Source organism: Vibrio sp. 10N.222.55.A1, from assembly GCF_041473835.1.
Lineage (GTDB): Bacteria > Pseudomonadota > Gammaproteobacteria > Enterobacterales > Vibrionaceae > Vibrio > Vibrio crassostreae_C.
On record NZ_JBFRSX010000056.1, the window covers coordinates 1 to 13,338 of the forward strand.

Sequence of the window (13,338 nt, forward strand, 5' to 3'; positions counted from 1 at the left end):
CTACAAATCTCGAACCGTTTGAACGTTCAAAGTCGTGGTCTTGATGTTGCTGTACGTAACGCGAACGACGGTATCTCAATTGCACAAACAGCTGAAGGTGCAATGAACGAGACGACTAACATCCTGCAACGTATGCGTGATTTGTCTCTACAATCTTCAAACGGCTCAAACTCAAAATCTGAGCGTGTAGCGATTCAAGAAGAAGTAACAGCACTGAACGACGAACTGAACCGTATCGCGGAAACGACGTCTTTTGGTGGTAACAAGCTGCTTAACGGTACTCACGGTACTAAATCATTCCAAATCGGTGCGGATAACGGTGAAGCTGTAATGCTTCAACTGAAAGACATGCGCTCTGATAACGCTCAGATGGGTGGTAAGAGCTACCAAACTGAGAACGCGAAAGACAAAGACTGGAACGTTCAAGCGGGCTCTAACGACCTAAAACTGTCGTTCACTGACAACTTCGGCCAAGCACAAGAAATCGACATCAGCGCAAAAGCGGGTGATGACATCGAAGAGCTAGCGACTTACATCAACGGTCAACAAGATTCTGTTAAAGCGTCTGTTACTGAAGACGGCAAGCTACAAATGTTCACAGGCAACAACAAAGTGAGCGGCGATGTGTCTTTCTCTGGCGGTCTTGCGGGCGAGCTAGGTATTCAAGCAGCTAAAGACGTAACGGTTGATACTATCGACGTAACATCTGTTGGCGGCGCACAAGAGTCTGTAGCAGTAATCGATGCGGCCCTTAAGTATGTAGACAGTCACCGTGCTGAGCTAGGTGCTTTCCAAAACCGTTTCGACCACGCTATCAGCAACTTAGACAACATTAACGAGAACGTTAACGCATCTAAGAGCCGTATTAAAGATACCGACTTCGCGAAAGAAACGACTCAGATGACTAAGTCTCAGATCCTTTCTCAAGCTTCAAGCTCGATTCTTGCTCAAGCGAAGCAAGCACCGAACTCGGCACTTAGCCTACTAGGTTAATCGATTGAAAAGCCACGTTGACCAATAGTGTTGACGTTAGGCTTCCACAAATTAGCTCGTGGTGAGAGATGAGCGCTAAACAGACCCAGCTTCGGCTGGGTTTTTTATTGCCTGCAATTTGGAGAAGAGAGGGGAGTTGTGGTGTTGGTAGTTGATTGGAAAGCGAGATTCCCTATCACGTTCGTGCCTCACTGTAGGGAATGACGGGAGTTGGGTATTGGTGACTCTATAGCTAACTGTATAGAAGAGGTCGGTTTGAGTAACAATCACTCAGGCTTAAACCATAGTGTTTAATCGTCATCCCAGAATCGAACCGAGCGAGATGTCAGGGATCTCTGTTCGTGAGAGGCCCAAAGAAGAAGGGGATTTGTAGTTGTTAGGTATAAGGCCAAAGCGGCTGGTAATCTGGCATTAGAACTATATAGCAGGCACAAAAAACGCCACCCTTAGGTAGCGTTTTAATTAAAGCAGATAAGTAATCGAAATTACTTAGTTACTTTAAGAACTGGAGTTTCGCCAACAGTTACAGAACCAGAAAGCTTGTTCAGCTCCTTGATTTCGTCCATGTTAGAGATAACAACTGGAGTAAGCGTAGATTTTGCTTTCTCTTCTAGAAGCGCTAGGTCGAAAGTGATGATAGTGTCACCAGCTTTAACAGATTGACCTTCTTCAGCTACACGAGTGAAGCCTTCGCCTTTAAGTTCAACAGTATCGATACCGAAGTGAACGAAAAGCTCAACACCGTCGTCAGACTCGATAGAGAATGCGTGGTTAGTTTCGAAGATCTTACCGATAGTACCGTTAACTGGAGCTACCATTTTGTCGCCAGCTGGTTTGATCGCGATGCCGTCACCAACGATTTTTTCAGCGAAAACTACATCTGGCACATCTTCGATGTTTACGATTTCACCAGAAAGAGGTGCGATGATTTCGATTGCACCAGCATCAGCGCTGTCATCAGATACAAGCTTTTTCAGTTTGTCAAACAGACCCATTGTGTCATGCTCCTAACGTTTAGTTTTATTCTGTAGAATATACTATACCAATCTAACAAATTAGACGACTATTTTTAGCCGTCTAACGTTATTAAGCGATTGGCGATTACTGAGTTTTCTCAGCGATGAACTTTTCTACGCAAGCTTCAATTTCAGCAGCTGTTGGTAGAGATAGTGCTTCGTCAGCCATTGCTTTAACTTCAGCGAAGTTAGAGTTACGGATTACTTTCTTAACTTTAGGGATAGAGATACCGCTCATAGAGAACTCATCTAGACCCATACCAAGAAGAAGTAGCGTTGCACGCTCATCACCAGCAAGCTCACCACACATACCAGTCCACTTACCTTCAGCGTGTGATGCGTCGATCACTTGCTTGATTACTGTAAGAACAGCAGGAGATAGTGGGTTGTATAGGTGAGAAATCATTTCGTTACCACGGTCTACCGCAAGAGTGTATTGCGTTAGGTCGTTAGTACCGATAGAGAAGAAAGATACTTCTTTCGCTAGGTGGTGTGCGATTGCAGCAGCTGCTGGAGTCTCAACCATTACGCCGATTTCGATTTCTTCATCGAAAGCTAGGCCTTCAGCGCGAAGTTCAACTTTGTACTCTTCGATTGCTTTTTTCAGTTCACGGATCTCTTCAACAGAAATGATCATTGGGAACATGATACGTAGTTTACCGTGTGCAGATGCACGTAGGATGCCACGTAGTTGGTCACGTAGGATTTCACGACGATCCAAGCTGATACGTACTGCACGCCAGCCTAGGAACGGGTTCATCTCTTGTGGAAGGTCCATGTATGGTAGGTCTTTGTCGCCACCGATATCCATAGTACGGATAATCACTGACTCGCCTTCCATTGCTTCTGCTACTTCTTTGTAAGCAACGTATTGCTCTTCTTCAGTAGGAAGCGCGTCACGGTCCATAAATAGGAATTCAGTACGGTACAGACCAACGCCTTCACCGCCGTTACGCAGGATACCGTCACAGTCTTTTACTGTACCGATGTTGCCACAAACTTCTACACGGTGACCGTCTAGAGTTTCAGCATGTAAATCTTTTAGTTTTGCTAGTTCAACTGCTTCTGCTTCGAAATCTTCTTTGATTTTCTTAGCTTCTGCTAATTCAGCATCTGAAGGGTTGATGATGATCTTGTTGTTCATCGCGTCTAGCACAAGCATGTCGCCGTTCTTAACTTGCTTAGTGATATCGTTAGTACCAACGATAGCTGGAAGTTCAAGAGAACGTGCCATGATTGAAGTATGAGATGTACGACCGCCGATGTCACAAGCGAAACCAAGAACGTAGTCTAGGTTGATTTGTGCAGTTTCAGATGGCGTTAGGTCGTAAGCTACTAGGATAACTTCTTCATTGATATCTGCTAGAGATACAATGTTAATGCCTAGAGCATTTTTAACGAAACGAGTACCGATATCACGGATATCAGTTGCACGTTCTTTTAGGTACTCATCATCAAGAGACTCTAGTGCAACAGCTTGCTCTTCGATCACAGTGTGGATCGCGTTGTCTGCGTGCATCTTGTCTTTCTTGATGAGTGCTAAAATCTCATCTTCTAGCTCTTCATCTTCAAGCAGCATGATGTGGCCTTCAAAGATTGCTTCTTTTTCTTCGCCAAAAGTTTCAAGTGCTTTTTGCTTAACAACTTCAAGTTGTTGAGAAGATTTGTTACGAGCGTCAAAGAAACGCTGTACTTCTGCTTCAACTTGGTCGTCAGAGATAGATTGAGTGTTTAGGACAATTTCATCTTCTTGAAGTAGTAGTGCTTTACCGAAAGCAATACCAGGAGATGCTAGGATGCCTGAAATCATAGCCTTACCTTAGTTGTTCAACTGTAAACGGGAGAGTGTGTGACTTTAAGTCGTCGACTAATGTCGCGCTTATTCCTATCTATTTCGAACAAAGCCACTTTGCTATGCAAAATGGCTTTGAAAGAAGGAGACCGTATTAGTGTAGTTGATCCATAAGAGCAACTAGGTGGTCTACTGCTTGCTGAGCTTGAGGACCTTCAGCTGAAATAGTAACGTTAGTACCTTTTACTAGGCCTAAAGTTTGTAGTTTGAACAGGCTTTTCGCGCTAGCGCTTTTGCCGTTAGAAGTCACTGTGATGTCAGCGTCGAAAGATTTTGCTTCTTTAACGAACTGTGCAGCTGGACGAGTGTGAAGACCGTTTTCTGCTGTGATTTCTACTTGCTTCTCGTACATTTTATATACCCCAATTAATTTATTTTTTGTAAGTTTGTAACCAGATTAGCTTAACTGCTTTAGCCCAAATGCGCTAGAGGCTAGTACGCCATGTTCGTGTTAGAACTTAGACTGGTTATAAATTTTTATCCAGCCATGGTCGTCTTTTGCTGAGTACTCATGACTTTCAGAATTTGTTTATTGCTTCTTTTATTTTGAAGCGAAAAATAAAACAGACCTGATATTACCAAAGGTGGGGCAGGGATCAACAAAAAAGCCCCTAAACGGGGCTTTTTTGGACGAAAAATTGATTTGACCACATATTATTGTTGGTTCTCTTTTTCCGTAAAGAGGCCAGCAAATAGGGCTGTGCTTAGGTAACGCTCACCAGAGCTTGGTAGTACAGTAACGATAGTTTTTCCTGCAAATTCAGGTAGTTCGGCGATTCTGTTTGCTGCTACAACTGCCGCGCCAGATGAGATGCCTGCAAGAATACCTTCTTCTTTCATTAGGCGTTGAGCCATCTCAATCGCTTCTTCAGAAGTTACCGATTCAACACGGTCAATAATCTCTAAATCTAGGTTTCCAGGGATGAAACCTGCACCGATACCTTGAATTTTGTGTGGAGCTGGTTTGATTTCTTCACCTGCAAGTGCCTGTGCAATCACTGGAGACTCAGCCGGCTCAACCGCGACTGAAGTAATCGCTTTGCCTTTTTCACCTTTAATGTAACGACTCGTACCAGTGATAGTACCGCCCGTACCAACACCCGCTACAAACACGTCGATTTCGCCGTCTGTTGCTTCCCAAATTTCAGGACCAGTCGTCTGCTCGTGAATCTGTGGGTTAGCAGGGTTGTTGAACTGTTGAAGTAGTAGGTATTTGTCTGGGTCTGAAGCAACAATCTCTTCTGCTTTAGCAATCGCGCCGTTCATGCCTTTTGGTGCTTCAGTTAGCACAAGGTTTGCGCCAAGCGCTTTAAGCAGCTTACGACGTTCTAGGCTCATTGATTCAGGCATAGTTAGCGTTAGTTTGTAACCGCGTGCTGCTGCTACGAATGCAAGTGCAACACCTGTGTTACCACTGGTAGGTTCAACAAGCTCGATACCTGGCTTAAGCGTACCTGCTTTTTCTGCTTCCCAGATCATATTAGAACCGATACGGCACTTAACACTGAAGCTTGGGTTACGAGCTTCGATCTTAGCTAGGACGTTACCTTTGCTTACTTTGTTAAGGCGGACTAGAGGTGTGTTACCAATCGTTAGGGTGTTGTCTTCGTAGATCTTGCTCATGCGATATTCCTTCATTTAATGACAGAACTAAACGTAGTATATCAATCACTTTACCGTCTAGTGTCTTTCGATGTTTGTTCAGCTTGAATTTAGATTAAACAAGTTGAAAAAAAGGTAAAAGGATTAAAAAGTTATATCATATAGATATGTAGCAGAATTGACGCCTATCTTTATTGAAATCAGAACTTCAAAAAGATAGGCGAAACTAGGAAGTGTAGAAAGGGTTAGAGACGAGAACTATAGACGAGAACGTAGAGCTTGGTCTTTAAACTCAGCAACCCACATTGCTGTCGCGCCACAAACGGCAACGGGCATCACAATCAGGTTTAAAATTGGAATAGTAGTGAACACAGAAACAAGCGCGCCAAAGCTGTAGCTCTTACCTTGTTTTTGTTTCAAATTGTTTCTCATGTCATCAAATTTGATTTTATGGTTATCGAACGGGTAGTCGGCGTATTGAATCGCTAACATCCATGCTGTGAAAATGAACCATAAAAACGGAGCAACGGTTTGCCCTAGTGCTGGAATTAACAAAAGTAGGAATAAACCGATCGCTTTTGGCAGAATGTAGACAAGCTTGCGCCATTCTCTCGCTAATATACGTGGGGTATCTTTGAGGACATCAAGTAAACCATCGTCATTAACTTTTTTACCGCTCAACAACTCTTCAACTTTTTCCGCGAGTAAACCGTTGAACGGTGCGGCAATGAAGTTAGCGAGCGTGCTAAAGAAATACGAGAATGTGGCCAAGACGGTTAACACAAGTAATGGCCATAAAATGTATGACAACCACGACAAGAAACTTGGCAATGCACCAATCCAACCTTCAATCCAAGTGTTTAGGTTGGAGAAGATATAAAACAAGGCACCACCAACGAGTAACACGTTCGCGATAAGTGGCATTAGTACAAACTTACGAATGCTCGGTGATAAAGCGATTTTTATTCCGAAAATAAAATAGCCAAAGCCGGAGCGGGGAACAGATTCAATAGTCATATTTAAATTAGGTCACATGTGAATTTGGTTAAATAGCAAACATGTCTAGTGTACTCGACCGAAATTAAGAAAAAAAGCGTGGTGAAAATCACACCATGTAAGGAACTAATTGTATTAAGTTGTTCTAAAACAGTGGCTACTTTTGATAGAGTAGTGAGATTAGCCAAATTAACCCAACTTAGTGACAGCGTGTTTATAGCTAGTTGACTAAGAAAGCTGAGAGCGAAAAATGCAGGAATTGCGATTTGTACTCATTATTGTTGGCGCATTAGCTATCGCCGCATTATTGTTCCATGGTCTATGGACGAGTAAAAAAGAAGGGAAAGCAAAGTTTGGAGATAAGCCGCTCGGTAAGCTTGATAACGACAGCTTAGATGAAGCCGAAACTATTCCAAATCGTTCATTCGCCCCAGAAGATGATTTTGAGATAATCCGAAAAGAACGTAAAGAGCCGGATTTTGCTGTTTCACCCTCTGATACTGATCCGCTGATCGACTCAGATCCGCTAACAGCGCCACAAGCGAAAGAAGCTTACGAAGATGATATCGAATTAAATGATCTTCCTTCTTTCAGCGTAGAAGACCCAATTAAGGTTGAAAGTGAACCTGAAGTGATTGAGGAAGAGAAGGACGTTGAGCCTGAAGTTCCAAGCTTTGAGTTGACTGACGAGCAAAAAGAAAACCATGCCGGCTTTAAAGTGCAGTACGGTTCGTTTGAAGAGCCTTCTGAAACAGTTGATGAGCCAGTCGTTCCAAACGAAACGCTTACTCAAAGAGAGCCCGTTGTTGCGAAAGAAGTCGTGACTCCGCAAAGTGCGACTGTTGAAGAAGCAAAACCAGATGAAGAACTTGGTTTAGAAGTGATCGTTCTTAATGTTCACTGTGCTGGAGAGATCCCATTCGTTGGGACTGAACTTTTCCGCAGCATGGAGAACAACGGTTTAACTTATGGTGAGATGTCTATTTACCACTGCTTTGCACCAAAGGTTATTTTCAGCGTTGCAAACATGATGCAGCCAGGAACGCTAGAACATGATGATCCTGCTGACTTCACGACTAAAGGTATTTCGTTCTTTATGACGTTGCCTTGTTATGGTCAAGCTGATCAAAACTTCAATGTGATGCTGAGTGCGGCGCAGAAAATTGCTGACGATATGGGCGGAAACGTGTTGGATGAGTCACGCAACTTAATGACACCAAACCGTTTATCTGACTACCGCAAGCAAATCAGAGACTTTATGACGGCATCGAATGCCTAGCCGTATTGTTTAGCCTTGTAAATAATCTATATTTATAGAAAAGGGCTCCTAAGGGAGCCCTTTTTGATATTTCAATCACGATAGAGAATGATATGAAAGAATCGATTCAAGTTACCTTAGAGCAGTTAAGAGAAACTCTGCATTATCACGCCGTTCGTTATTACGTAGAAGATAGCCCTGAGATCCCTGATGTCGAGTACGATCGATTAATGCAGCAATTGCTAAAGATCGAAGAAGAGAACCCGGAACTAGTGACGGTAGATTCTCCGAGCCAACGTGTTGGTGGTCAGCCTCTCGATGGTTTCACTCAAGTGACTCATGAGATCCCAATGCTTTCTCTGGACAATGCTTTCTCTGATGAAGATTTGGATGCGTTCAATAAGCGAATGTCTGATAGAGCGCCAACCGCTAACCTCAAGACTTTCTGTTGTGAACCTAAGCTTGATGGCCTTGCCGTTAGCCTACTCTATGTGAATGGTACTTTAGTTCAGGCTGCGACACGTGGTGACGGTGCGACGGGTGAAAACATCACTGAAAACGTGCGTACGATCAGCTCTATCCCACTTAAGTTACAAGGTGAAGGCTGGCCGCAGCGTATTGAAGTTCGTGGCGAAGTGTTTATGCCAAAAGCGGGTTTCGATAAGTTGAATGAGATGGCGTTGAAGAAAGGCGAGAAAGTATTTGTTAACCCACGTAATGCCGCCGCAGGTAGCCTGCGTCAGCTTGATTCTCGTATTACTGCGAAACGTCCGCTAGCTTTCTACGCATACAGTGTCGGTGTTGTACAAGGCGCTGAGCTATCAAATAGTCACTACCAACGCTTTTTACAGCTTAAAGGTTGGGGCTTACCTATGTGCCCCGAGACTAAGCAACTGAGCTCTCTCGAAGACGTGAAAGCCTATTACCAAGATATTATGACTCGTCGTGATGCTCTGGCTTACGAGATTGATGGCGTTGTTATCAAAGTCGACGATATCGCGGCTCAAGAAGTACTTGGCTTTGTTGCACGAGCGCCACGTTGGGCAATTGCTTATAAGTTCCCAGCTCAAGAAGAGATTACACTGCTCAATGACGTTGAATTTCAGGTGGGCCGTACTGGCGCTATTACGCCGGTTGCTAAACTTGAACCTATCTTCGTTGGTGGCGTGACAGTCAGCAATGCCACTTTACACAATGCCGATGAGATTGCGCGTTTAGGCGTGAAGGTAGGCGACAGCGTTATTATTCGCCGTGCAGGTGATGTTATTCCGCAAATTGTGGCTGTTGTACTAGATCGTCGCCCTGAAACGGCTAGAGACATTGTTTTCCCTGATGCTTGCCCTGTATGTAGCTCTACGGTTGAGCGTGTCGAGGGGGAAGCTGTAGCGCGTTGTACTGGCGGTCTAGTGTGTCAGGCACAGCGTAAAGAAGCGCTTAAGCACTTTGTGTCGAGAAAGGCGTTGGATGTCGATGGCCTTGGCGTAAAAGTGATAGAGCAGCTTGTGGACCGTGAAATGGTAGAAACGCCCGCTGACTTGTTCAAGCTTAGCGCGGGCGTAATTACAGTTCTTGATCGTATGGGGCCTAAATCGGCGCAAAATGTAGTTAGTGCACTTAATAAAGCCAAAGACACAACATTGGCACGTTTCCTTTATTCGTTAGGTATTCGTGAAGTGGGTGAAGCAACTGCGATGAACTTGGCGCAACACTTCAAGACGTTGGAGTTGGTTCAAGCAGCAACCCATGAACAGTTAGTTGAAGTGTCAGATATTGGTGACATCGTCGCTAGCCACATCACAAGCTTCTTTTCGCAAGAGAAAAACAGAGCTGTAGTCGAGCAGTTGCTAGAGCTTGGTGTTAACTGGCCTGCAATCGAAGCTGTTGCGGATGACCAAGAGCTACCGTTAGAAGGTAAAGTGGTTGTGTTGACGGGTTCATTGTCGCAATTAGGTCGTAGTGAAGCGAAAGCCGCTTTGCAGGCTTTAGGTGCAAAAGTAACCGGTAGCGTGTCTAAGAAAACGGATATCTTATTCGCGGGTGAAGCCGCTGGTTCTAAACTGACTAAAGCACAAGATTTAGGTATCGAAATAAGAACAGAAGAAGATCTAATTGCACTTATTTCGTAAGTAAACCAAGGTAAAAAAAGCTCAAAAGCACTCCTTTAAAGGGAGTGCTTTTTTTGTGTCTGCTGCAAATTAGATGCCTTTTTAATTGTTGAGAATTTTGTACCTATACGAACTCTCAAAAAGGGACAGTGATGCCGCTCAACATTAATGAAATACCATTCTAGTTGTATCATAATTGCGAGTCATATCTATTTTTACAAAGTGATAATTACCTCAAGTTGTTGAATTTATTGGTATTGATTTTGTTTTGGTGAGGATTTTTCTATTTATCGATCTGGATCACTAAGTACCTATTAAATTTGCACCAACTCATATTTTTTTAGATGAAAATTAAGTTCTCATTGATCTTTTTGAGGGCGAAGTTAGTCTTAATGCCATGGATGCACATGATGTGTATAACCAGAAAGGAAATAGAGAATTCAGAGTTTAGGGTTCTCAAACAAGAAAAGGTATTTCTCTCTACGGCGGCCAACTTTAGGCGGGGAATATTCAAACAGCTATATCCATTTTTAGGAGTTTTATTCCATGGAAAACAAATTTTTTAAACGTACTCTACTAGGTGCAACGGTTGCACTTTTATCGACAGGCGTAATGGCGAAAGAAGTTGGTATCAACTCTGATTTCAACGTTGACGTATACGGTGTTGCAGCTATCTCTCTAGTTAACTACAACACAACAGATCAAGATGATGCGAGCAGTGGCTACGCTGTAGAGAATGAATCTCGTATCGGCTTCCGTGCTCATAAAGATATGTTTGATGACGTATTAATTACAATGCAGATTGAATCTGGCTACGTAGATAGCACAGACTGGGGTCATGGCGGCGTTTCAGGTGGTGTGCTTGGTTTCCGTGATACTTTCGTTGGCGCTTCTGGCTCTTGGGGTAATCTACGTGTGGGTCGTGTTCTTACGCCATTATACGAAATCGTCGATTGGCCATTCTCTAACCCTGGTCTAGGTTCTGTATTCGATTGGGGCGGTATCAACGGTCATTACGATCGTCAATCTAACCAAGTTCGTTACGATTCGCCAAAATTCGGTGGTTTCTCTTTTGCAGCTTCTGTTGGTCGTGATGATAACGACAATGGTGGTGGCGCGGCGACTCGTGATTCAGAATTCTTTGGCGCGAGCGCTAAGTACAGCTTTGAAAAAGTAACATTTATGGGTGGTGTTGAGTCTGGTACTCGTGTTGTTGGAGATACAGCAAAGTCTTGTGTATTTGACCCTGATGCACCAGGTACACCTGATTGTACAGCTGCAGTAGATGGTTATAAAGACGATACATTCGCTTATATTGTAGGCTTTGAAGCAAGCCTACCAGCAGGCTTTGGTATTGCAGCAGCATACAAAGGCGAAGAAATTGATAACGGTTCTCGCAAATATACTCAAGACTCATACTCTATTATTGGCCAATACTGGAATGGTCCATGGGGCTTTAAACTAGGCTACGCAGCGAATGATGATGCAGAGTTATCTGGAACAACTGCTTCAAATTCTTCTCTAAAAGCGAGCGCAACAGATAAGAGTGATACTATCTCTGGTCAACTTATGTACGTGGATAATGGCTTTGTACCTTATCTACGTGTAGCAAGCCGTAGCTTTACTGACAATGACCGCGGTGAGGTTTCATCAGATATCGTAACTCGCATTGGTCTTGAGTACGGTTTCTAAGTTAAAGTTATCTGCTTAAAACAGTTAAATTAAAATCAAAACGCTGGTAAATCTTTTTGCCAGCGTTTTTCCATAGTGAACATAAGGAATTAGTCATAATGAATAAAGTTAGTGTCGTTGTATTATCATTATTTTTGGGAGCTTGTAGTTCACTCGATTCACAAAGTAATTTTGCAGACTCAGTTGCTGATGTGCAGCCCAAAGGTGGTTACATTAAAGTAACCGGTCAATCTTACGTAGCAGAAAATAGAGCAAATGTAGGCGCAGACATTCTCAAGTCGTCGCTTTACTTTACATACAATAAAGAAGTAACACCAAATACTGCCCCAGAATCTTCAATTACTATGGACGTGAGTTACTTCCAAAGTTACAAAGAGTACGAAACGGTTAGTTTTTTTGGTAAAACGATAGAATTAGAAGATAGACAAGTACCAAGAGAAAGCTGCAGCGAGCACTGTACTAAGACTCAATATATTAAGTTTCCATTAAGTGACGCTGATATTCAGCAAGCAAGACAAAAGAATTTAGAATTTACGCTTGAAGGCCAAAACTCAGTCATGAGCACGACTTTTATCGTACCAAAGGCGTATATCGACACAATTTATAACGGTGCAAATAATCATACAGCTATCGCGGTTGCTCCAGTCGCGGCTGTTCCAGTAGCAGCAGTAGTTGCTGAAGAGCCAAAAGCATCACAAGCACAAGAGATGGTGAATTACTGGTATGGTGAAGCAACCAAAGAAGAGCAATCTGCAGTAACAGATTGGGCATTCAAGAACCGTAAGAACGCTAACCCAGCATTACTAGAAGGCTCAAAAGAGATCGAAATGGTTTCATACTGGTTCAATAAGCTAGACAGTGAAGAAAAATCTCAAACTATGATTTGGCTGTTAGAGCAAGAGTAGGCTTCTAACGTAAGTCTCTAGCTATGTTTTTCAACCGCAGTATTGTATAACAGCAGTACTGCGGTTTTTCATTTTAGGCTTACAGGTAAGATTGTGAATATTGGTGAAGTAGCGAAACGTGTTGGTACAACAGCGAAATCCATTCGTTTTTACGAAAGTAAAGGCATGATGAGCCCACCGCACCGATCAGAAAATGGTTACAGGCAATATGGCGAGATTCATATCGAACAGTTAGAGTTCGTTTTGAGAGCTAAAATGGTTGGTTTCACTCTCGATGAGTGTAAGTCACTGGTTGAGTTGGCAATGAATCCCAACAGACAAAGCTACGAAGTAAAGAAGAAGGCTACTCAGAAGTTAGATGAAATAGAGTTGAAGCTTGCGGAGTTAAACAAGATGAAGGTGCAGCTACAATCTTGGGTACATGACTGCCCTGGAGATACTTCAACGGAATGTCCTATCTTGAATAATCTATCTGGCCGCAGTTAGGTTATTCCAGTTCTAAATAATCGTCAGGCAGCAATTTCATTACTAGCCTGACTTTAATCACCTATCACAGCACCTATCACAGCACCTTTCCGCCGTAATGTTTACAGATCAACAGTGGTACATGAGTGACTGCGTTACCATCTGAACACTTAACGATAGGCCCCATGTTTCCGTTACCAGGAGACTGACTGCTCGCTAGAGCGCTTCCAAATGACAAGCTGAAAATAGCCGTTAGAATTATTAAAAAATGTCTCATACAAACTCCATTAGGTTTATCTCTAATTGAGATAATTGAAAGTATGGACAAGGAAAAGAAAATTTCAAAAATTGGACGGACTTAACATTTTTAATAATTATAAATAAGCGAGAGTAAGGTTAACTATTCATATATATATTGGGTAAGAAATCTGGCTTTCTTATACCTTTTTAGCTC

General features: G+C 43.0%; 13 protein-coding genes. 7 read left to right on the top strand and 6 right to left on the bottom strand.

What is annotated here, in order from left to right; translation table 11 throughout:
- Window positions 1-993 (top strand): flagellin (locus AB4493_RS16810; protein ID WP_372155481.1); only part of this gene is annotated, 993 nt, incomplete at its 5' end.
- Window positions 994-1,478: 485 nt separating this feature from the next.
- Here AB4493_RS16810 and crr read toward each other — a convergent pair.
- The 5 genes from crr to cysZ form a co-directional block, all read right to left on the bottom strand.
- The gene (gene crr, locus AB4493_RS16815) at window positions 1,479-1,988 is read right to left on the bottom strand and encodes a PTS glucose transporter subunit IIA (protein WP_004737851.1); all 510 of its coding nucleotides are present in this window, start codon (window positions 1,986-1,988) and stop codon (window positions 1,479-1,481) included.
- A 106-nt stretch (window positions 1,989-2,094) separates the two neighbouring features.
- Window positions 2,095-3,819 (bottom strand): phosphoenolpyruvate-protein phosphotransferase PtsI, encoded by a 1,725-nt coding sequence (gene ptsI, locus AB4493_RS16820; RefSeq protein WP_372155483.1) that lies wholly within the window; start codon window positions 3,817-3,819, stop codon window positions 2,095-2,097.
- Between the two features lie 136 nt (window positions 3,820-3,955).
- On the bottom strand, window positions 3,956-4,213 hold the full coding sequence (locus AB4493_RS16825; RefSeq protein ID WP_004734263.1) for an HPr family phosphocarrier protein: 258 nt from the start codon (window positions 4,211-4,213) through the stop codon (window positions 3,956-3,958).
- 302 nt (window positions 4,214-4,515) lie between these two features.
- Entirely contained in the window at window positions 4,516-5,484 is a 969-nt protein-coding gene (gene cysK / locus AB4493_RS16830; protein ID WP_372102577.1) for a cysteine synthase A, read from the bottom strand.
- Between the two features lie 237 nt (window positions 5,485-5,721).
- A complete protein-coding gene (gene cysZ / locus AB4493_RS16835) occupies window positions 5,722-6,480 on the bottom strand; it encodes a sulfate transporter CysZ (protein ID WP_029235129.1) in 759 nt (252 codons plus the stop codon).
- Window positions 6,481-6,709: 229 nt separating this feature from the next.
- Between cysZ and zipA the strand changes: the two genes are divergently transcribed.
- The 6 genes from zipA (at window position 6,710) to cueR (ending at window position 12,905) form a co-directional block, all read left to right on the top strand.
- Window positions 6,710-7,738: a cell division protein ZipA gene (gene zipA, locus AB4493_RS16840; protein WP_372155485.1), complete on the top strand. Its 1,029-nt coding sequence runs from the start codon at window positions 6,710-6,712 to the stop codon at window positions 7,736-7,738.
- Window positions 7,739-7,830: 92 nt separating this feature from the next.
- A complete protein-coding gene (gene ligA, locus AB4493_RS16845) occupies window positions 7,831-9,843 on the top strand; it encodes an NAD-dependent DNA ligase LigA (RefSeq protein WP_372155487.1) in 2,013 nt (670 codons plus the stop codon).
- 389 nt (window positions 9,844-10,232) lie between these two features.
- Window positions 10,233-10,388, top strand: a complete 156-nt coding sequence (locus tag AB4493_RS16850) for a hypothetical protein (RefSeq protein WP_004734257.1) — start codon at window positions 10,233-10,235, stop codon at window positions 10,386-10,388.
- Window positions 10,369-11,514, top strand: a complete 1,146-nt coding sequence (locus AB4493_RS16855; RefSeq protein WP_136973710.1) for a porin — start codon at window positions 10,369-10,371, stop codon at window positions 11,512-11,514. The genes AB4493_RS16850 and AB4493_RS16855 overlap by 20 nt, the downstream gene beginning before the upstream one ends.
- A gap of 98 nt (window positions 11,515-11,612) precedes the next feature.
- Window positions 11,613-12,419 (top strand): DUF2057 family protein, encoded by an 807-nt coding sequence (locus AB4493_RS16860; protein WP_102320158.1) that lies wholly within the window; start codon window positions 11,613-11,615, stop codon window positions 12,417-12,419.
- A 93-nt stretch (window positions 12,420-12,512) separates the two neighbouring features.
- Entirely contained in the window at window positions 12,513-12,905 is a 393-nt protein-coding gene (gene cueR / locus AB4493_RS16865; protein ID WP_017061928.1) for a Cu(I)-responsive transcriptional regulator, read from the top strand.
- A 76-nt stretch (window positions 12,906-12,981) separates the two neighbouring features.
- On the opposite strand, the gene AB4493_RS16870 is transcribed toward cueR, so the two are convergent.
- Complete coding sequence (locus AB4493_RS16870; RefSeq protein WP_017061927.1) at window positions 12,982-13,161, bottom strand: hypothetical protein; 180 nt, start codon at window positions 13,159-13,161, stop codon at window positions 12,982-12,984.
- Window positions 13,162-13,338 lie beyond the last annotated feature (177 nt).

Excerpts from the sequence above, each read along its gene's own strand:
- crr (WP_004737851.1), bottom strand. The coding sequence starts at position 1,988 with ATGGGTCTGTTTGACAAACTGAAAAAGCTTGTATCTGATGACAGCGCT.
- ptsI (WP_372155483.1), bottom strand. The coding sequence starts at position 3,819 with ATGATTTCAGGCATCCTAGCATCTCCTGGTATTGCTTTCGGTAAAGCA.
- AB4493_RS16825 (WP_004734263.1), bottom strand. The coding sequence starts at position 4,213 with ATGTACGAGAAGCAAGTAGAAATCACAGCAGAAAACGGTCTTCACACT.
- cysK (WP_372102577.1), bottom strand. The coding sequence starts at position 5,484 with ATGAGCAAGATCTACGAAGACAACACCCTAACGATTGGTAACACACCT.
- cysZ (WP_029235129.1), bottom strand. The coding sequence starts at position 6,480 with ATGACTATTGAATCTGTTCCCCGCTCCGGCTTTGGCTATTTTATTTTC.
- zipA (WP_372155485.1), top strand. The coding sequence starts at position 6,710 with ATGCAGGAATTGCGATTTGTACTCATTATTGTTGGCGCATTAGCTATC.
- ligA (WP_372155487.1), top strand. The coding sequence starts at position 7,831 with ATGAAAGAATCGATTCAAGTTACCTTAGAGCAGTTAAGAGAAACTCTG.
- AB4493_RS16850 (WP_004734257.1), top strand. The coding sequence starts at position 10,233 with ATGTGTATAACCAGAAAGGAAATAGAGAATTCAGAGTTTAGGGTTCTC.
- AB4493_RS16855 (WP_136973710.1), top strand. The coding sequence starts at position 10,369 with ATGGAAAACAAATTTTTTAAACGTACTCTACTAGGTGCAACGGTTGCA.
- AB4493_RS16860 (WP_102320158.1), top strand. The coding sequence starts at position 11,613 with ATGAATAAAGTTAGTGTCGTTGTATTATCATTATTTTTGGGAGCTTGT.
- AB4493_RS16870 (WP_017061927.1), bottom strand. The coding sequence starts at position 13,161 with ATGAGACATTTTTTAATAATTCTAACGGCTATTTTCAGCTTGTCATTT.